This window comes from Streptococcus mitis, from assembly GCF_003942995.1.
In the GTDB taxonomy this organism is placed as follows: Bacteria; Bacillota; Bacilli; order Lactobacillales; family Streptococcaceae; genus Streptococcus; species Streptococcus mitis_CV.
On record NZ_RJOH01000016.1, the window covers coordinates 23,812 to 43,017 of the forward strand.

18 protein-coding genes, 1 pseudogene and 1 riboswitch are annotated in these 19,206 nt (G+C 38.2%); of the genes and pseudogenes, 3 read left to right on the top strand and 16 right to left on the bottom strand.

Annotation, left to right across the window (positions count from 1 at the left end):
- Positions 1-86: 86 nt before the first annotated feature.
- From D8836_RS08620 to D8836_RS08635, 4 genes are all read right to left on the bottom strand, one after another.
- Complete coding sequence (locus D8836_RS08620; protein ID WP_000257838.1) at positions 87-311, bottom strand: acyl carrier protein; 225 nt, start codon at positions 309-311, stop codon at positions 87-89.
- A gap of 59 nt (positions 312-370) precedes the next feature.
- On the bottom strand, positions 371-1,345 hold the full coding sequence (locus tag D8836_RS08625; protein WP_125393738.1) for a beta-ketoacyl-ACP synthase III: 975 nt from the start codon (positions 1,343-1,345) through the stop codon (positions 371-373).
- Positions 1,345-1,779, bottom strand: coding sequence for a fatty acid biosynthesis transcriptional regulator FabT (gene fabT, locus D8836_RS08630; RefSeq protein ID WP_000386351.1), 435 nt, complete (start codon positions 1,777-1,779; stop codon positions 1,345-1,347). The genes D8836_RS08625 and fabT overlap by 1 nt, the downstream gene beginning before the upstream one ends.
- Positions 1,780-1,872: 93 nt before the next feature.
- On the bottom strand, positions 1,873-2,658 hold the full coding sequence (locus D8836_RS08635; RefSeq protein ID WP_125393739.1) for an enoyl-CoA hydratase: 786 nt from the start codon (positions 2,656-2,658) through the stop codon (positions 1,873-1,875).
- 209 nt (positions 2,659-2,867) lie between these two features.
- On the opposite strand from D8836_RS08635, the gene D8836_RS08645 reads away from it, so the two are divergent.
- The 3 genes from D8836_RS08645 (at position 2,868) to serS (ending at position 6,094) form a co-directional block, all read left to right on the top strand.
- Positions 2,868-4,232 carry an aspartate kinase gene (locus D8836_RS08645; RefSeq protein WP_125393741.1) on the top strand — a complete coding sequence of 455 codons (1,365 nt, stop codon included), beginning with the start codon at positions 2,868-2,870 and terminating at the stop codon, positions 4,230-4,232.
- Between the two features lie 2 nt (positions 4,233-4,234).
- Positions 4,235-4,606 carry a DUF956 family protein gene (locus tag D8836_RS08650; protein WP_125393742.1) on the top strand — a complete coding sequence of 124 codons (372 nt, stop codon included), beginning with the start codon at positions 4,235-4,237 and terminating at the stop codon, positions 4,604-4,606.
- Between the two features lie 213 nt (positions 4,607-4,819).
- A complete protein-coding gene (gene serS / locus D8836_RS08655; RefSeq protein WP_125393743.1) occupies positions 4,820-6,094 on the top strand; it encodes a serine--tRNA ligase in 1,275 nt (424 codons plus the stop codon).
- A 25-nt stretch (positions 6,095-6,119) separates the two neighbouring features.
- Here the strand turns inward: serS and D8836_RS08660 are convergent, their stop codons facing one another.
- From D8836_RS08660 to D8836_RS08720, 12 genes and pseudogenes are all read right to left on the bottom strand, one after another.
- The gene (locus D8836_RS08660) at positions 6,120-7,019 is read right to left on the bottom strand and encodes a TDT family transporter (protein WP_125393744.1); all 900 of its coding nucleotides are present in this window, start codon (positions 7,017-7,019) and stop codon (positions 6,120-6,122) included.
- Between the two features lie 216 nt (positions 7,020-7,235).
- Complete coding sequence (locus D8836_RS08670; protein ID WP_000206774.1) at positions 7,236-7,784, bottom strand: carboxymuconolactone decarboxylase family protein; 549 nt, start codon at positions 7,782-7,784, stop codon at positions 7,236-7,238.
- 131 nt (positions 7,785-7,915) lie between these two features.
- Positions 7,916-9,238: an alanine/glycine:cation symporter family protein gene (locus D8836_RS08675; protein WP_125393745.1), complete on the bottom strand. Its 1,323-nt coding sequence runs from the start codon at positions 9,236-9,238 to the stop codon at positions 7,916-7,918.
- A gap of 90 nt (positions 9,239-9,328) precedes the next feature.
- A riboswitch (glycine riboswitch) is annotated at positions 9,329-9,417 on the bottom strand.
- A gap of 203 nt (positions 9,418-9,620) precedes the next feature.
- Positions 9,621-10,679 (bottom strand): DUF6287 domain-containing protein, encoded by a 1,059-nt coding sequence (locus D8836_RS08680; protein ID WP_033686467.1) that lies wholly within the window; start codon positions 10,677-10,679, stop codon positions 9,621-9,623.
- 135 nt (positions 10,680-10,814) lie between these two features.
- A pseudogene (locus D8836_RS11570) lies at positions 10,815-11,829 on the bottom strand (endo-beta-N-acetylglucosaminidase).
- Between the two features lie 53 nt (positions 11,830-11,882).
- Positions 11,883-13,121, bottom strand: coding sequence for a PspC-like choline-binding domain-containing protein (locus D8836_RS08690; RefSeq protein WP_125393746.1), 1,239 nt, complete (start codon positions 13,119-13,121; stop codon positions 11,883-11,885).
- 177 nt (positions 13,122-13,298) lie between these two features.
- Positions 13,299-14,078, bottom strand: a complete 780-nt coding sequence (locus D8836_RS08695) for a hypothetical protein (protein WP_049502091.1) — start codon at positions 14,076-14,078, stop codon at positions 13,299-13,301.
- Between the two features lie 271 nt (positions 14,079-14,349).
- Positions 14,350-15,171, bottom strand: a complete 822-nt coding sequence (locus D8836_RS08700; protein WP_080929557.1) for a nuclease-related domain-containing protein — start codon at positions 15,169-15,171, stop codon at positions 14,350-14,352.
- Positions 15,172-15,187: 16 nt separating this feature from the next.
- Positions 15,188-15,646, bottom strand: a complete 459-nt coding sequence (locus D8836_RS08705; RefSeq protein WP_125393747.1) for a nucleotide exchange factor GrpE — start codon at positions 15,644-15,646, stop codon at positions 15,188-15,190.
- Between the two features lie 7 nt (positions 15,647-15,653).
- The gene (locus D8836_RS08710) at positions 15,654-17,021 is read right to left on the bottom strand and encodes a molecular chaperone DnaJ (protein ID WP_125393748.1); all 1,368 of its coding nucleotides are present in this window, start codon (positions 17,019-17,021) and stop codon (positions 15,654-15,656) included.
- 12 nt (positions 17,022-17,033) lie between these two features.
- The gene (locus D8836_RS08715; RefSeq protein ID WP_125393749.1) at positions 17,034-18,572 is read right to left on the bottom strand and encodes an Hsp70 family protein; all 1,539 of its coding nucleotides are present in this window, start codon (positions 18,570-18,572) and stop codon (positions 17,034-17,036) included.
- A gap of 9 nt (positions 18,573-18,581) precedes the next feature.
- The gene (locus D8836_RS08720; protein WP_125393750.1) at positions 18,582-19,109 is read right to left on the bottom strand and encodes a hypothetical protein; all 528 of its coding nucleotides are present in this window, start codon (positions 19,107-19,109) and stop codon (positions 18,582-18,584) included.
- Positions 19,110-19,206 lie beyond the last annotated feature (97 nt).

Sequence of the window (19,206 nt, forward strand, 5' to 3'; positions counted from 1 at the left end):
AGTTCGATACCGTCATAATTTGACGATCAAACTATTGCCTAAACAAGAGGGAGCGGGTTTCCCTACTCCTTCTATTTATATTCTGTTTATTTTGTTTGCTCTTCAACGTAGGCAACCAAGTCACCAACTGTTTTCAAGTCATCTTCTGCTTCGATTTGGATATCAAAAGCATCTTCAATTTCTGAGATTACTTGGAACAAGTCCAATGAATCTGCGTCCAAATCATCAAAAGTTGATTCAAGTGTTACTTCTGATGCGTCTTTTCCAAGTTCTTCAACGATAATTTCTTGTACTTTTTCAAATACTGCCATGATAGGACTCCTTTAAAATAAATAGTTTTTTTATAACAATGTGTTCACCACATGATTACCTAAATTGTAAGAATGAGCGTGCCCCAGGTCAAGCCTCCACCGAAGCCTGATAAAAGAACAGTCTGGCTACTATCTAAACGGATGAGGCCTTGTTCTACACACTCTGAAAGTAAAATCGGGATACTGGCTGCACTGGTGTTGCCATATTCCATCATATTGGCTGGAAGTTTATCTCGGTTAACACCGATTTTTCTAGCCATTTTATCCAAAATACGGTCATTAGCCTGATGAAGTAGCAGATAATCCAAGTTTGTCGCCTCTATAGGAGATTCATCAATAGTCTGCTTGATAGACTTGGCTACATCCCGAATAGCAAAATCAAAGACCGCGCGCCCATCCATCTTCAAAAATGAATCTGCATTTTCTTGATCTGAAAACGGAGAATGCAAGCCTGAATGTCCATAAGTTAGACACTCGCTACGACTCCCATCACTATTGAGACTCTCAGCCAAAAAATGCTCTTTCTCGCTAGCTTCTAGCAAGACTCCACCAGCACCATCTCCAAACAAAACAGCTGTTGATCGGTCTGACCAATCGACTGCTTTAGACAGGGTTTCACTACCAATCACCAAGCCCTTTTGAAAGCGACCAGAAGCGATAAACTTTTCAGCAGTTGATAAGGCAAATACAAATCCACTGCAAGCTGCTGTTAGGTCAAAAGCAAAGGCCTTATTAGCACCAATATTGGCTTGGACACGAGCAGCTGTAGAGGGCATCATAGAATCTGGAGTAATAGTAGCTAGAATGATAAAATCCAGCTCTTCTCCTGTGATTTCAGCTTTTGCCATCAGTTTCTGAGCAACCTCTGTAGCCAAATCACTAGTAGATTCTGTTCTTGAAATATGTCTTTGACGTATTCCCGTCCGACTTGAAATCCACTCATCATTGGTATCCATAATCTGAGCCAAATCATGATTTGTAACCACTTGCTCTGGCACATAATGAGCAACCTGGCTTATTTTTGCAAAAGCCATTATCTCAAATCCTCCAAAAATTGATAAAGATTGGTCAGGCCTTTGCTCATAACCTCAATTTCTTGCTTACTCATACCATCGATGATTTTTTCAACCATGGCCTTGTGGAAGCGTTTATGTAGCCTATGAACCAAGCGACCTTTCTTTGTCAAATGCAGATGAACCACACGTCTATCATGTTCTGAACGAATGCGTTCAATGTAACCCTTGCGTTCGAGATTATTCAAACTAGTCGTAACTGTCCCAAGAGTCACCATCAACTCTTTTGACACTTGACTTGGTGTCACATCTGGGAATTTCCCAATCACATCAATCGTATGCATTTCTTTGATGGAGATATCTTTGAAACGACTACCCCTCAAGCTAACTTCCTCGATAACGAGGACATTGTTAAATATAGATGTTAAATATTCATTAATTCGTTGGTAGTCCAATCTTTCCTTCCCTCCTTTTCAAAAAAACTTTTAGAATCAAAACATTTGACAAGAGAATTATATCAAACTTCAAAGAATGGTGCAAGTATTTTTTTATTTTCCAGTAAATTTCGGTCTTCTTCTCTCCGAATGAGCCCGAACTCCCTCTTTGAAATCCTCTGTTTTGGCTAGTGATTCCTGTAGGTTCAGTTCTAAAACAGCATAATCTTGCCAATCTTTAAATTGGCTCTCCCAGACCAACTTCTTGATGGCTGCATAGGAATTAGCTGCCCCGCGTCTCAATTTTTTAAGAAGCTGTTCTCTCGTCTTTTCGAGTTTATCAGCTTCACAAACGCGGTAAACCAGCCCCCATTCTAAAGCTTTTTCTGCGGTCAGAGCCTCACCTGTCATAGCTAATTGAGCAGCACGCGTCACACCAATACTTCGACTCAAGAGATGAATTCCTCCTGCATCCGGAGCCAAGCCAACTCCAACAAAGGCTTGGATAAATTTAGCCTTATCCGTTGCCAGACAGAAATCTGCAGCAACAGCCATATTTGCTGCGGCACCTGCAACAGCCCCATCAACCTCCATCAAGACAGGTTTAGCAATTTGCTTGATTTTATAAGAAATAGTATTGACCAATTCTGCGATTTTCGTCAATGATGGAATATCATCCTCATCGACTGCTCGCTTCATCTCAACCAAATCTCCCCCAACAGAGAAGACTTTGCCATTCGCGTTGATCAAGACAAAATGCACAGCCGGATCCTCTTCTGCCAAAGTCAGAGCTTCTAAAATCTCCTCACACATAGGAATATGAAAACCATTCGCGACCTCAGGACGATTCAAGGTAAGGATTGCCAAATCCTCTTCAAGCTGATAAATAATGTGTTCCATCTGGACTCCTTTTTATTTTATAAGCAGTTTAAATTATTTTATTTCCAAAGTATATCTTTTTTACAATCAGAAAGCAAGAAAAAATCAACTGAAAGTGTCTCAGCCGATTATAAAGAATCGCTTTATCCTAGAAAGCATCTTATTTTCTTCATTGAAAAAAGGCTTTCTTTCTGCTATAATCGTATAAAATACTTACTTTAGGAGTTCTTATGAAGGTTGTTAAATTTGGAGGTAGCTCTCTTGCCTCTGCTAGTCAATTAGAAAAAGTTTTAAACATCGTCAAAAGCGATTTAGAGCGTCGTTTTGTCGTCGTTTCTGCGCCTGGTAAACGCAATGCTGAAGATACTAAGGTTACGGATGCCTTGATTAAATACTACCGCGACTATGTTGCTGGTAACGATATTAGCAAGAGCCAAAACTGGATTATCGACCGCTATGCTGCTATGGTTAGTGAACTAGGTCTTAAACCAACTGTGCTAGAAAAAATTTCAAAAAGTATTCGCGCCTTAGCTACTCTTCCTATCGAAGAAAACGAATTTCTCTACGATACTTTCCTAGCAGCCGGTGAAAATAACAATGCTAAATTGATTGCCGCCTACTTTAATCAAAACGGGATCGATGCACGCTATGTGCACCCTAGAGAAGCTGGTATTGTGGTCACAAGTGAACCTGGTCACGCTCGCATCATTCCATCAAGTTATGACAAGATTGAAGAATTGACAAATGCAAATGAAGTCCTTGTCATTCCTGGTTTCTTTGGAGTTACCAAGGAAAATCAAATCTGTACCTTCTCACGTGGAGGATCAGACATTACAGGTTCTATCATTGCTGCCGGTGTTAAGGCAGACCTCTATGAAAACTTTACGGATGTTGATGGTATCTTTGCGGCTCACCCAGGAATCATTCACCAACCACACTCTATCCCAGAGTTGACCTACCGTGAAATGCGTGAGTTGGCCTATGCAGGCTTCTCAGTCCTTCATGACGAAGCCCTTCTTCCTGCCTACCGAGGAAAAATTCCTCTAGTTATCAAGAATACCAACAATCCTGACCATCCAGGTACTCGTATCGTTCTAAAACACAGTAATGATGAATTCCCAGTTGTGGGAATTGCTGGTGACTCAGGCTTTGTCAGCATCAACATGTCGAAATACCTCATGAACCGTGAGGTTGGATTTGGTCGCAAGGTCCTGCAAATCCTTGAAGATCTTAACATCGGTTGGGAACATATGCCAACAGGTATCGACGATCTTTCGATCATCCTCCGTTCTCGCGAACTAACTCCTATCAAGGAAGAAGAAATCCTTCGTCAGTTGGTTCAAAAGGCTGAAGTAGACCATGCAGAAATCGAACACGACCTTTCAATCATTATGATTGTTGGAGAAAAAATGAAGAGCCATATCGGAGTAACTGCTACTGCGACACGTGCTTTATCTGAAAATAAGATCAACATCCAGATGATGTCTCAAGGTTCTAGTGAAGTGTCTATCATGTTTGTTGTCCATAAGGACCAAGAGAAAGCAGCTATTAAAGCCCTCTACAATGCCTTTTTTGGAGAAAGTAAGGAAGACTAAGCATGGCTCAATCACTTAACAAAACAGTGCTCCTCAATACGACAGGCACTTCCTATCTCTCTATAGCTGGGAAAGTTGGGAAATTTCTTATTGGGGATCAGGCTCTTGAATTTTACCCAGATGTCAACGTCGAACAATTTATCCAAATTCCTTGGAGCCATATCAACCAAATTGGAGCTAATGTCACTGGTCGCAAAATCAGTCGCCACTTCGAAGTCTTTACAGACAGAGGAAAATTCCTCTTTGCTTCAAAAGACTCAGGTGCCATTCTTAAAATTGCTCGCGAAAAACTGGGCAATGACAAGGTCGTCAAACTTCCGACCCTGATTCAAACCATTAGTCAAAAATTTAAAAATCTATTTGCAAAAAAGTAGAAACTTTAGTATAATCATAGCAACGGATAAGTAGGTTATCTTCTTCTTTCAGAAAGTCTGCGGGTGCTGCGAGCAGATAGGAGGGATAGGTGAAATTCTACCGTTAGTAACAATTGCATACACAATCAAGTGCACTCCTGTGAAGTTGGATGGAACCGTGGCCCTGCCACTCCAACGCTTTGTCAGGTGTGCTTTTTTCATAAAGGAGTTCTTATGTTAGATATCAAACGTATTCGTACAGACTTTGATGCTGTCGCAGAAAAACTGGCTACACGTGGTGTAGATGCTGCTGTCTTAAACGAGATGAAAGAAATCGATGCTAAACGTCGTGATATTTTAGTCAAGGTTGAAACTCTCAAAGCTGAACGTAACACAGTTTCAGCTGAGATTGCCCAAGCTAAGCGCAACAAGGAAAATGCAGATGACAAGATTGCTGCCATGCAAACTCTATCTGCTGAAGTCAAAGCTTTGGACGCTGAATTGGCAGACATCGATGCTAAATTGACAGAATTTACCACTACTTTTCCAAACATTCCAGCTGACAGCGTTCCTGTTGGAGCTGACGAAGATGACAATGTGGAAGTTCGCCGTTGGGGCACTCCACGCGAGTTCGATTTCGAGCCAAAAGCTCACTGGGATCTTGGTGAAGATCTTGGTATCCTTGACTGGGAACGCGGTGGCAAGGTAACAGGAGCTCGCTTCCTCTTCTATAAAGGACTCGGTGCTCGTTTGGAACGTGCTATCTATAACTTTATGTTGGATGAACATGGAAAAGAAGGCTACACTGAAGTCATCACACCTTACATGGTTAACCATGACTCTATGTTTGGTACTGGTCAATATCCAAAATTCAAGGAAGATACTTTTGAACTCAGCGACAGCAATTACGTCCTTATTCCTACAGCTGAAGTTCCTCTGACAAACTACTACCGTGATGAAATCCTTGATGGTAAAGAACTGCCAATCTACTTCACTGCTATGAGCCCTTCATTCCGTTCTGAGGCTGGTTCAGCTGGTCGTGATACTCGTGGCTTGATTCGTTTGCACCAATTCCACAAGGTTGAAATGGTTAAATTTGCCAAGCCAGAAGAATCTTACGAAGAATTGGAAAAAATGACAGCCAACGCTGAAAATATCCTTCAAAAACTGAACCTTCCATACCGTGTCGTTGCTCTCTCTACAGGAGATATGGGCTTCTCAGCTGCTAAAACTTACGACTTGGAAGTTTGGATTCCAGCACAAAATACCTACCGTGAAATCTCAAGTTGTTCAAATACAGAAGATTTCCAAGCCCGTCGCGCCCAAATCCGTTACCGTGATGAAGCAGATGGCAAGGTGAAATTACTCCATACCTTGAACGGTTCTGGACTTGCAGTTGGGCGTACAGTGGCTGCTATTCTTGAAAACTACCAAAATGAAGATGGTTCTGTGACCATCCCAGAAGCACTTCGTCCATACATGGGTGGAGCTGAAGTTATCAAACCATAAAAAAATAAGGTTTAGCTATTTCTAGCTAGACCTTTTTTCGTAACCAATTCAGATAAGCGCCTAATACAAAGAATAAAATAATTAAGCAAATAGTGGTTTCAGCCAGTACCAAATGATTCAAAAATGGAAGTTTCAAGATTCCCTGAGCCATCTTGAGCGAAGTAGCTGTGATAATGGTTGGGAAGGTGAGGGCTGAGAAGGCTGGTTGAAAACCTTGTTTTAAAATATTGGGCAGGCGAGTCAAAACAAAGAAAAAGAAGGATTGGGAAGCCAAAATCATCATAACTAAGAGCCAAGTCGGTAGGCTGGCTCCTCCAACTCTAACTAGAGAAGCCAAGAGTAGAGAAAAAGGAGCACAGTAGATCCCTTCTTGTCCCAGCATGGCTAGTGGAAGTGGATGTTTCTTTAAATCGCTATAAATAAGCGGATAGAGATAGAAGGTTAGGAGAAAACCAAAACTCAAGGTCGCATAGGCAATTTCTATGATGCCTACCAGAGGATAAGTCAAGGCTGCCACTGCTATCCCCACATAAAGCACCGTCCAGCTTGGAGTAGCATGAACCCTCCGCCCCGGACAGGCAAATTTAATTGTAAAACCAGCAATCAGGGCTACATCCAAGAGAAATGAAAACCACCAGAGTCCTTGCGCTACCAAAGGAAGATGAGGGAAGACGCGAAAAACATAAGTCGATAAAATCATCCCAGCCATGGGAAAGGTCGCCATTCCTGACAAAAGAGGAGGCTTGGTCAATTCTTGCTTAGTTTCCTTCCAATTAAAGAGATGCAAAAGCAGAAAGTAAATCCACAAAATCAAACCTGTCAGACTAAAAAGATGGGACAGAACCGGCAACGTATCTAAAATAAGATTTCCAGCTCCTGCCAAACCTAGCAAACAACCAGAAAATACCAAAGGGAGTTTTTTCATCCTAACCTCCAATAATCATGTTAGTTTCAGTATATCATAAAAGCGCTTAAATGAGGACTTAATACTCTTCGAAAATCAAATTCAAACCACGTCAGCGTCGCCTTACCGTACTCAAGTACAGCCTGCGGCTAGCTTCCTAGTTTGCTCTTTGATTTTCATTGAGTATAAAAAAAACGAAGCCCGTTGATTTCAGACTTCATTTTACTCAGATATGAATTAAGCATAAGGTTGCAATTCTGGATTAATTGGTGTATTGGCTAAATTGTTGGCATAGTTACAGAGGCTGGCTAGGCTGACCCCAAGAACCACGTCCAAGGCATTTTGTTGAGTGTAGCCAGCTTCTAAAAACTCAGCCAAGGCTTCATCACCTACACGACCCTTGGTATTAATTACCGCCAAAGTAAACTTAGCTAGGGTGTCCAATTTAGGATCTGTTTCAATTGGAGTACGATTGCGAAGGGCTTGCAGAAGATCATCGTTCATCTGGATTTGTTTAATTGAAAAGGCTGTGTGACCTGCGACGCAGAAGGCACAACCATTGGTCACGGCTGCCGTGATCTGCACCACTTCACGCTCAACGGGTGTCAGACTGTTGCGACGATTGATGGCTCCGACAGTACGGTAAGCCTCTAAAGCAGTCGGTGCATTAGCCAAGAGACCGATTAGGTTGGGAATATAGCCATTGTTATCTTTTTGTACTGTTTCAAGAACTTCTTTCACTTCTGCTGGTGCTGATTCGACTGTATGGATAGTAAATGTTGTCATCATAAAACCTCTTTTCGTTTTGTTGAAACCTAGTCTATCACAGATTCTATACCGTGCATAATATATATTTTAAATTGCACTGATAGAAATTTTTTATGAAAGCAAAAAATCACACGAGCTGTGTGATTCCATTATTTATTAAAATACTTTTTAGTCTCAGCAATAACGACTGGCGATAAAACTAAAAGGGCAATCAAGTTTGGCAGAGCCATCAAGGCATTGACAATATCTGCGATAATCCAAACCATATCCAACTCGATAAATCCTCCCAACAAGACCATGAGTACAAAGACCACACGGTAGAGCCAGATAAAGCGAACCCCAAAGAGAAACTCAAAACAACGTTCTCCGTAATAGTTCCAACCTAGAATCGTTGTAAAGGCAAAGAGAACAAGGAAGATTGTTAAGAGGGCAGGTCCAAAGTGTGAAAAGACTGTTGAGAAGGCTGACTGAGTCAAGGCAACTCCATTCAAATCACCGCTCCAAACACCAGTCACCAAGATGGTCAAACCAGTCAAGGTACAGATAATGAGGGTATCAATAAAGGTTCCTGTCATGGAAATCAAACCTTGCTCTACCGGTTCATTTGTCTTAGCCGCAGCAGCTGCAATGGGAGCAGAACCCAGACCAGATTCGTTCGAGAAAACACCTCGCGCTACACCATTTTGAATAGCCATTCGAATGCTAGCCCCAGCAAAACCACCCACCGCAGCAACTGGACTAAAAGCCGATGTCAAGATTAAAGCGATTGTGGCAGGAATTTTTCCAATATTAAAGAAAATAACTGTAAGAGTTCCTAAAATATAGATGATGGCCATAAAAGGAACAACAGTAGTTGAAACCTTTGAAATGGACTTGAGTCCACCAAAGACTGCAATTGCTACAAAGACAGACAACACAAGAGCTGTGATAGCTGGCGAAATAGTCGTTGTATTTTGGATAGATTCTGTAATCGAGTTGACTTGAGTGAAGGTCCCGATTCCCAACAAAGCTACTAGCACACCCGCCAGGGCAAAGAAGATAGCAAGGGGACGCCACTTTTCTCCCATCCCTAGAAGTATATAGTGCATTGGGCCTCCCGCTACTGCACCATGGTCGTCCTTGGTGCGGTATTTGATAGCCAAGAGCCCTTCAGCATACTTGGTAGCCATTCCAAAGAAAGCGGCCATCCACATCCAAAAGAGGGCTCCTGGTCCACCAACCTTGATAGCCGTCGCCACCCCGATAATATTTCCCGTACCCACTGTGGCTGCGAGGGCCGTACACAGTGCCGCAAAGCTGGATACATCGCCATGCCCCTTATCCTTGGTAAAAATAAGCTGGAAGGCCTTGGGCAGACGTAAAACCTGTAAAATCCCCAAACGAGCAGTTAGGTAAATTCCTGTTCCGACCAATAAAATCAGGAGGGGAGGTCCCCAAGCAAAAGCATCGATTGATTTAAGCAATTCTAACATTCTATTCTCCTATCTTTTCAACCCCAAAAGAAAGAGCACATGCAAGATACATGTACTCTGGAATGCTTAGATAAATGCTAAAAAGCGGTCTATCCTAGCTCTGTCCTTTTACCTGAGAGTTTGAGCAGTTACCTGCCTTGCCCCTTCGGTGCCTTTACGGTCTCTCCAGAGTTCCGTCCATTTACAGTCATGGAAAATCAAACGATTCTCCACTTCTATTAAACTTCATTCGGTGTTGGTATTTAATTGATTTTTATTTTACAAAAAATGTTGGCTTTTGTCAATGTGTTTTAAAAAATTCTTATTTGACTTTGTAGAAGAAGGATTGAGCATTCCCATGTGCGTGGGGTGCTATTAATTATTAAATCAATCTGTGTCACTCTTATTCTACACGATATAAGAATTGCTCTGGATCACCATGTAGCGGAAATGAAGCATGGAAGATGATTCTATCTTTACTAATATCCGAAGCATCCGTGACCACCTTACCCATAGATGTCCCATCCGGTATTCTAACACCTGCTGGTACAAACTTAATAAAGACTCCAAAATCTTTGGCCGAATAGCGAGCTATCAACAAACCATTTACCAATTCTGGTTCTGTAAGGTCAACTTTAAATCCCTCTGGTTCTATCAACCCATCTTTACTAAAGACTAAGTCTTCTCCTCCGTGACCATTACTCCATCTTCCCTCAATACTCGAAAAATCACCATTTTTTATGGCATTAATATCCATTTTTTTAGAAGCAGTTTTGCTAATTGAAGATGATGTCTCTGCCGGACCCTTATCTGCACTTGCCCCTCCAGGAAGTTTATCTGAAACTGACTTCCAGCTTAAGGTCTCTAAAGAAATGGGCGAACCGACACCAAGATCTGCTAGCTCTTGAGCTTCCTTGGACTTCACCAAGAACTTGCCGTCCTCACTAAATTGATAGTGGGCATAAATGTGACTCGTTGCTGTACCAGCCCCACGATAAAGTAGAGAATTATCTGGCAAAATACCGACTGTCATTCTCTCACCAATCTGGTCTAAACGATTTTCTTGATTGGTCAGACGAATCACCTTTCCATCTTTCAAAGTACGAATATCAAGTAAACTCTTTTCACCACTCTTCATTTCAAGAGAAAGCAAGAGTTCATCTACTCCGTCGTTATTCAAATCTGTCTTGTGGTAAACCACATCTGTGTAGAAACCTTGAGAAGACTTCACTTGACTAGCCAGAGGATTGACCTCCATACCGGTCGGCAAGGTACCTTTAGTTACTTTTTCATAGTCATCGAGAACCTTGTTATATTGGCTGTAATCTATCTCTGGACTCGATGCAGATGTATCTGATGTTGAGTCAGATGGTGTTTCTGCGCTTTTGTTCCAAGGTAAATACTGACAGCCTCCTAGAACTAGTGTCAGTAAAAGCATTGTTGCTAATAAAAACTTTTTCATATTACTCCCTTATCTAAGAGAAAGGAACCAGCCTGTGCTAATTCCTTTCGCTATTTTTATTTTATCAAAATATTGCCTATAAACAAATTATTTCCCGTTTCAATTTATTATAGGCAACTCTAACAAGCTATCGTTCTATTTCACCCACTTACCTGAGCCATCTACTTGGTAGCCATCTGGGGTACTTTCGTTGACTGCCATCTTACCATCTGATTTGAGATAATAGTCACCTACCCATTTATTACGAGCATAGCTTCCTTCTGATGTTAGGTAATAGTAAGAGCTAAAGCTGCTATCATAGACCCATTCGCTCTTAGCCATTTTACCATTTGATTTGAGGTAATAGCTACCTACCCAAGTATTACGGGCATAACTTCCTTCTGATGTTAGGTAGTAATATGAACCATAGTTTTTATCATAAATCCACTCGCTCTTAGCCATGTAGCCACCTGATTTAAGATAGTAGTTACCTGACCAAGCATTTTGAACAAAGTTACCTGAAGCATTTAGGTAGAAATATGAATTGTACTGAACATCAAAAATCCATTGATTAACTACTTTAACACCAGATTTATAGTAAGAAGAACCTGACCAACCAGTCTGAGCTGAGTTAGAGTTAGTGGTTTGTTTTGGAGTTTCAGTAGCTGTTGGTTTTTCCGTTTCTTTAGGAGTTGAAGAGTCTAGAGGATTGACATATTTTCCATCTTTAACGGTAAATATTACTGATTTACCACTAAACTTATGCAAGGTATCTCCTTCTTTACTTTCTCCATGAAATTGTAAGTAATATTCACCATCTGGAACATTTGCAAAATTAGTCCAATCTTGCTTTGTAATCGGAACAGATGATTTATCAAATCCTTGATTGAAAGTATCTTTTCTAGGGATTTGACCTGTCTTTGCATTTACAATATCTGCATATATATACAGAATATTTTACAGGTACATTTTCAACAGTCATATCTACATAGATACTTTTATTTTCTGAACCTGGTGTAATCTTAGATTTTACCTCATGATTCTCGATACGAGTAATTTCCGCATGCACTGTTTTCACTGAAAAAGGGAGAACTCCTGCTGTGTCAATATTTGACAATACTCCGACTGTTGAAAGTGCCAAAGCACATACTAATAATTTCTTTTTGTTCATGTTTTTAATTTCCTTTATTTTTAATCTTTATTTGTTTAAAGTGCAACATTTATCTATCCGACAAAACGATGATTCTTTACACGAAAGACAACTGATTGTCCATCGTATACCTTACCATCTTGTCCTTTTCCTTTGATAACAAAGCGATAACTGCCATCTGGAGTGGCACTAAAGAAGTGACGAGTTTGAAAGGCACGTAGACTTAGATTATATGTCACAGTAAACTGAGTTTGTGTAGAAACTGAACCTGTATTTGCATCAACTAAGGCAAAATCATAGTCTACTTTATAAGATGAAGATGGAGTACTAGGTAGAGCGATATCGATATAAGTCATAGCATCATTGACATGGTAAAGGCTTATGCCTAATGATGTTGCTTGTGAACTGCTAGCTGTAGAAGTCGTTCCCTGAGAGCGATTCCACTTGCCTGAGCCATCAACTTGATAACCATCTGGGGTACGTTCATTCACTGCCATCTTACCGTTTGACTTGAGATAATAGTCGCCTACCCAAGTATTACGAGCATAGCTACCTTCTGATGTTAAGTAATAGTAAGAACTGTAGTTATTGTCATAAATCCACTCACCTTTAGCCATCTTACCATTTGACTTGAGATAATAGTTGCCCACCCAAGTATTGCGGGCATAGTAGCCATCTGAGGTTAAGTAATAATAAGCTCCATAGTTCTTATCATAGATCCACTCCTTCTTAGCCATGTAGCCACCTGACTTAAGATAGTAATCACCTTCCCATGCATTTTGAACATAATTACCTGAAGCATCTAGGTAGAAGTAGGAATTATAGTTCTTATCGAAAATCCACTTACTGGTAACTTTAGTACCATTTTGGTAGTAGGACGAACCCGACCAGCCATCTTTTTGACTTGTTGTTGATTGGTTAGAAGTCTTTGGAATTGAGGCAGCTGTTGTTTTACCAGTCAGCTTCTTAACAGCATCTTTAAACTCTTCTACAGTCCCCTTCCACTCTATGTAATTTGCACCAGATTTATTCTCATTAGCTATATAGTTGCGATCAGATTCTTCGAAATAAGATAATTCTGGAGTAGTTTTTGTAGCAGAAATAATAGGACGATTAGCTGTACCTCTCCAATTTTTAAATACTTCTGAACCCTTCGGAACAAGAATATAGTATTTTGCAGATGGATTAATCGTCTGGGTGTCAGCCTGCACCGTTTGTGCTGAAAAAGGTAGAACTCCTGCTGTGTCTACAAGAGAGACAAGACCAAATGTTGCAGCCGCTAGGCTGGTTACTAAAACTGTTTTTGACTTCATTATCAAAAAACCTCCTTTAAATTTTTATTATTTACGCTTACAGTAAGGGATGGACTCTACTATATTTATGAAAAGAGTATCTGTGCTTATACTTTATTTGATTAGCAAATGAAATTTTTATGAAAAAAGTATACTTAATCTTTTTCCTAGTTATTAGACTAAAGACTTTCTATTTTATCATTTCCACCTACTCGTCAAATATGCCTTTTCTCCTATTGTCCAGTTCTGATCATAAGGATCTACTGACCATTTTGTTGCCAGTAAAAAAAATGGAAACTTACTGTAACCAATTTGAGCTTCTACTAGATCGGTGGTCGTATTATACCTTCTATCTCGTTTCCACTTACCAATTTTTTGACTTCTATTCCTATTCCAGATAAAAAGTTCCTCTGGAAGTGCATAAATTCTACCATCATGAGAACTCCCTTTCATTACAGGATAAAGGTACTGATGCAACTGATATTCACATCGCTTATTTAAGAGCCAATATCCTAGAATCATATAGAAGGGATTTATCTTTTCAAGAGGTAAGATAATTGGTAAAGGTAAAGCATTACTCACATCCACTGGTTTTGTAAGATACATTAACCATAACAATAATGATGAAAAATAAACTATAAATGTATGTAGTGGTATTCTATTCAAAACAATCATATATAATTTGTAATTCTTTATCTGTATCAAACAACGTCTTACATTAATACTGCCCACAATTATTTTATATAGAAAAATCACACAGAAGATAGGTAAAAAAATATATACAAAAATTAAGAAAGATGTTAAAACGATAAACTCAGCTATTCCAATAACAGCTGGATATTGAACTTTATATGTTTCAAAATCCTTTAATACAATGAACCATGGAGCGATAAAATACAAGCACGAGAATATTAGTAAAGCAATTTTTAAATAGAAAATATTCAAGAATTGACTTAATTTTAAAATGTTTGTTCTCATATAAATTCCAGCTCTCCTATCCATCCAATTTATCATTTCTTAAAACCATGACAATCTTAAAGCAGAATCCCCCCTATATTTGTTTAATAATTTGTAGGTATATATTAATCTGAACTTATTAAAATAATTTCTAATACTTCCTTCTACTTCCTTAGAAATATTTTACTGGATTGTATAAGTTCTAGTAAATTCAATTCGGCTCATATTATTCTTGAAATATAACTCATATAAAAAATCTATAACATCAAATCCTTTATTGTTTTTACATGATTTAGCGTTTCAAAAGCAAATTAAATGTCTGCCGAATCATCTGTCCACCAATTGTATCCCTAAACTTATCTTCCCTAGATAACTCATCTAACATCTCTTCTAGACTAACAGCCTTAATATGGCCTGGCCAAAAGACATTATCCAATCTACCTGCACCCTTATAGGTAGGCATCAAGACAACACGTGTTTCCAAGCGATAATATTTTAATAAATTTGCAAATTTATGGAAAAAGCTTTCTTCTGCATAAGACATGTTAGGGGACATTTTTTTAGGTCTGCCTATTTGAGCTCCTGTAGCACTGTCTATAGTGTACAATAAACCATCCGCTTCTCTATAAATCACATTTCCTGAAGCATAAAATTTTAAATCTACTAACCAAATCGTAGATCCAGAAACAATAACACAATCAATATCTGCATCTACCCTTTCATCTTCTAAATTGAGATTGTGAACAGACCAAAAGGTAACTAGTTTTTCTAAAAGCCCCTTTTTTTGTAATGCTTTAGCAAAATTGATTTCACCCTCTTGACCAAGATTAACTGCAGATTCATCGAATCCTGATTTATTCAATCCTTTTCCAGGTTCTCCAAACATCAATTCATGCTGATAAAGTTGATAATTCTTAAGCTTTTGTGGCTCAAATCCTGTCATTTTACCATTATGAGTTGCCTTGGAAATACTGGGAAGTTCACTATGTTTAGGTGTAGAAGGAGTAGGTGGTTCTGGAGAAACCTTAGCATTCTGTCTTCTGCCCCAAAGAAATCCTAATATAAAATATAGTATATTTCTGCGATGCTTAAAAAAGCGCAACAATTTCTCCACCTCCTAAAAAAATACCTTATTTAGCAATAGTCACTTTACTTGGTCTAAGAACCCTATTATTTAACAAATATCCTTTTTGCAATACTTCAACAATATTATTTTCACTTTGTTCATCAGTAGCTGCTACTGTATTAACAACCTCGTGCATACTGGGGTCAATCATACCACTATTATCAATAACTTGTAATCCATTCAATGAAAGAATTTGCAGCAGTTCTTCAGCAATTGAAGTAAGCAAATCTGATTTTTCTTCAGATGATTCAATACGATCAATAACTTGAAGAATCTGTTTCATAAATGGAGCAAATTTCTCACCCTTATCTAAATCCTGTCTATAGATTAAATACTGCTTCAGNTCTTCAATCAGACTATTTTTTGCTTTATCTTCTAATAAACGGCGTGTAATTAAAGATTCAATATCTTCAACTTTATCTACGATATACGAAACTTTTTCATGCAATACTTCTTCACTCATAAAAACTTTATCCTTTCTTTCTTCTATTTATTTGCCATCCTTTAGGGTAATTGTAATACAAGACAATATTTGATAACAATGCCAAACTTAATGCGTTACTAATCCAAAAGCTATTTACAAACTTATCAAAGAAACCACTCAAAAACCAATTGGCTGCAAAAACTAAGATGAACATGAGACATCCCATACCTTGTGAATGGCGTGTTGTGNCATAATTGATATAATTTTTATTTTCAATAAATTCATTGTAAAAATCATTATCTATAATTTTATTTTCAATCCCTAAACTTTGTGCCTTGGCCAAGTAAGCTTCTGCAATTCGAACACGCGCCTTATTATCTAAAACTGCTTCATTCTCATATTTTGTTCGATCAATATATTTTCTAAAGAAAGCCTCAACGTCTGTATCAGGTGCTTTTTTCATACGCTCTATCGTGATATCTAATAGTAACTTAAAATATACTTGCTGGAAATCTTTATTGTTACCATAGCGTTCGTTTAAGGTATCTAAATAATTCTCACACTCATCTTCAGATTTCAAAAATAGAATACCTGCATAATGTAGTTTATGCTCTAGTGAATCTGAAACATCTACTAATTTTCTTGCAAAATTATAGGCTTCCTCATTATCTCCAATTTCTCTATAAGAGCATGATAAAAGGTAATAAATATATTCTTCATTATTTTTATTTTCTTCTAAATAATGATCGTACAGATATCGAACATCTTTTACTGCCTGTTTATACTGATCAAATAAAAATAGTGATCTCCCCTTTTTCAAAAGATAAAAGGAATTATTAGATAGTTCAAAAGCTTCCTGATAATACTGAATTGCAAACTTTTGCTGATTCTTTTCACAATAAACATCACCTAACAAAGATAAGATATCTGCGTTTTTAGGTCTCAATCTATTAGCTTCACTAATAGCTAATTCTGCATCTGATAACTTTCTATCTTCAAGGCTAATCATAGCCTTGAAATACCAAACATCTGCATCATTTCGATTTATTTTTAAGGCTTCTTCAATGTAGGAATAAGCTAATGATTTCTTTCCTGAATAGAAGGCCTGTCTAGCTGAATCAAGATAGCTTGAATTTGAATGATTAGTTGGAGTCGAATCAGGGACTCCTTCAGAACTTTGTTTAGAATTTTCTAATTCCCTATCATATTTTTGTCTGGTTTCTTCACTTTCAAATACTTTTTCTGCCTGTGCAATGACTTCCATCTTTCTCTCAGCCATTGATCTTTGATCAATATTTGGTGAACCTGTCAACTGGCGATAGCGTCTTCTATTTGACTTGATACTTTTCTTGACATCATCTAATGAACTTGTTTCTGAAATCCCTAACTCTTCATAATAGTTTATGACCGACATTGTGTTCCTCCCCTAATCAATAGTTAAATCTTTTATTTTACGACTAGCTACTTCTACAGCACTTTTATCGAGATTTGCTTGTCTCTCTACTTCAAAAGTCCCTAATAAGTGATTATCCGAATCATGTACCTCTACAAAAACTGTTTGATCGACATCATAATGATAAGTTACCTTCAAAACCGTTCCTGCTGGCCAGTCACCCGGTAATTTAATGGTACTCTCTCCTATAACCGTAACAAATTGTGGATCCTCGTCATCCCCTTGAGTAACCTCTACTAACACATTTTGTTGATTATCAACAACTGTTGAAAAATACTCAGAGTACTTATTTGGTACCTTGGAATTTTTAGGAATAATAATTGTATTTCTTTTCACACCATTCGAAAGTGCCAAAGTTCCCAAGGCTTGAGAAGTGACATCCGAAACAACTAACTTTTCTGCTAATCCACGAACTGTTTCACTAACATCTGCACTTTCTGATTTATTAGCGATTTCCAATGCTGCCTGAATAGCTGCTCCTTGTGCTACAGCTTCATCTGGATTAATAGAATATACAATCTTCTTCCCAATTTTCTCTTCCAATTTTCTTTGTACCATTGGCATCCGAGTTGAACCACCTATTAATAGTACTTGGTCAATTTCATCCCATGACATTCCAGATTCTTCAACAACATCATCTAACAGCTCCTCTGTACGATTCATTAGACTTTTTGTTGCTTCTTCAAATTCTACACGTGTTATCGGAATTTTATAACTTTTTCCTTTATAGTCGAGAAAGACATTTGTTTTTTCTACAGTTGTTAGTCCTCTCTTTGTATTCTCTGATTTTTCACGAAGTAAGGCAGCAAAGTGTTCATCCGTATAAATATCCTCTGCTCCCTGTTCTTCCATCTTTTCAGCAATAATCATTGATAAGGCGTTATCAAAATCAAACCCTCCTAGATTACGATCTCCATCAGTGGCAATAACATCAAACTCGCCATCTTTTATTTTCATTAATGTGACGTCAAAAGTTCCACCACCTAAATCGTATACCAATACTGTCTCATTTTTTTCTGCTGATATACCGTATGCAAGTGCAGCGGCTGTCGGTTCATTTAAAACTCGTAAAACATTAAGTCCTGCAATTTCTCCAGCATGTTTCGTTGCTGTTCTACGGGCATCATCAAAATAAGCTGGAACAGTTATTACAACATCCTCTACTTTGTCACCAAGTGCATTTTCTGCTCCTTCTTTTAATCTTTTTAAAATGATTGCAGAAATTTCTTCTGCTGTATAAACAGTATCACTAGGAGAATCAAACTTCCAGTTTGGATTTCCCATCTGTCTTTTGACATACTGTACAACTGCTTCAGGACTACTTGCTGCCAAATTTTTAGCTTGAATACCAACAAGTGGTTCATCTTTCCCATCAAAATCCTGAAAGAATACGACAGATGGAGTTAAATTTTCACCATCTTGATTCAATAAAATTTGTGGTTGTCCAGTCTCTGATAATACAGATACTGCTGAATAAGTCGTTCCTAAATCAATTCCAATTGCTTTACTCATATTTCACTCCTAATCATTATTTGATTTAAACTGTGTTAGTACTTCTGTTAAAAACTCACAGTATTTTAACTCTGCATCAATCTTGCTCTGATTTTTCCCTAAAGTTCTAAGACTGCTAACTGTTAAATTACTAAGTTGAGCTCCTAATTTCTGCCCCAAGGACAAGTCCGATTCTCTAATTGATTCTCTAAATCTTTTATTATCTTCTGATATATAGTATTTTTTTAATTGTTTACTCTCACCTAAAGTATCTATAGTCAGAAGCTGTACTGATCCTTGGTTTTTTAAACGAAAACAAAACTTTACATAGTCTCTTTGATGATCTGGGTGCGAAATAACTAGACATTCTTCAATCTCTTTATTGAACAAACCGCCGAGTTTTATTTGTTCTTCATCAATTTGACAAGGAAGATTAAACTCTTTTGCTTTTTCAACAATTTTCGTCTTGCAATATTCTAAATCCAATCTAGGATTATTCTCATCGGAATAATATCTCCATTCATCTATATAACTTTCCAATTCTTTGTATTTAATCATCAACAATCTCCTTTTAAATCTTATTGTTTACGGTTACAGTATAGCATGCTATTTACCTTATTTATAAAAAGCGTATTTATATTTACCTTTATTGAAC

Coding starts and splice junctions, on each gene's coding strand:
- D8836_RS08620 (WP_000257838.1), bottom strand. CDS start 311: ATGGCAGTATTTGAAAAAGTACAAGAAATTATCGTTGAAGAACTTGGA.
- D8836_RS08625 (WP_125393738.1), bottom strand. CDS start 1,345: ATGGCTTTTGCAAAAATAAGCCAGGTTGCTCATTATGTGCCAGAGCAA.
- D8836_RS08635 (WP_125393739.1), bottom strand. CDS start 2,658: ATGGAACACATTATTTATCAGCTTGAAGAGGATTTGGCAATCCTTACC.
- D8836_RS08645 (WP_125393741.1), top strand. CDS start 2,868: ATGAAGGTTGTTAAATTTGGAGGTAGCTCTCTTGCCTCTGCTAGTCAA.
- D8836_RS08650 (WP_125393742.1), top strand. CDS start 4,235: ATGGCTCAATCACTTAACAAAACAGTGCTCCTCAATACGACAGGCACT.
- serS (WP_125393743.1), top strand. CDS start 4,820: ATGTTAGATATCAAACGTATTCGTACAGACTTTGATGCTGTCGCAGAA.
- D8836_RS08660 (WP_125393744.1), bottom strand. CDS start 7,019: ATGAAAAAACTCCCTTTGGTATTTTCTGGTTGTTTGCTAGGTTTGGCA.
- D8836_RS08670 (WP_000206774.1), bottom strand. CDS start 7,784: ATGACAACATTTACTATCCATACAGTCGAATCAGCACCAGCAGAAGTG.
- D8836_RS08675 (WP_125393745.1), bottom strand. CDS start 9,238: ATGTTAGAATTGCTTAAATCAATCGATGCTTTTGCTTGGGGACCTCCC.
- D8836_RS08680 (WP_033686467.1), bottom strand. CDS start 10,679: ATGAAAAAGTTTTTATTAGCAACAATGCTTTTACTGACACTAGTTCTA.
- D8836_RS08690 (WP_125393746.1), bottom strand. CDS start 13,121: ATGAAGTCAAAAACAGTTTTAGTAACCAGCCTAGCGGCTGCAACATTT.
- D8836_RS08695 (WP_049502091.1), bottom strand. CDS start 14,078: ATGAGAACAAACATTTTAAAATTAAGTCAATTCTTGAATATTTTCTAT.
- D8836_RS08715 (WP_125393749.1), bottom strand. CDS start 18,572: ATGAGTAAAGCAATTGGAATTGATTTAGGAACGACTTATTCAGCAGTA.
- D8836_RS08720 (WP_125393750.1), bottom strand. CDS start 19,109: ATGATTAAATACAAAGAATTGGAAAGTTATATAGATGAATGGAGATAT.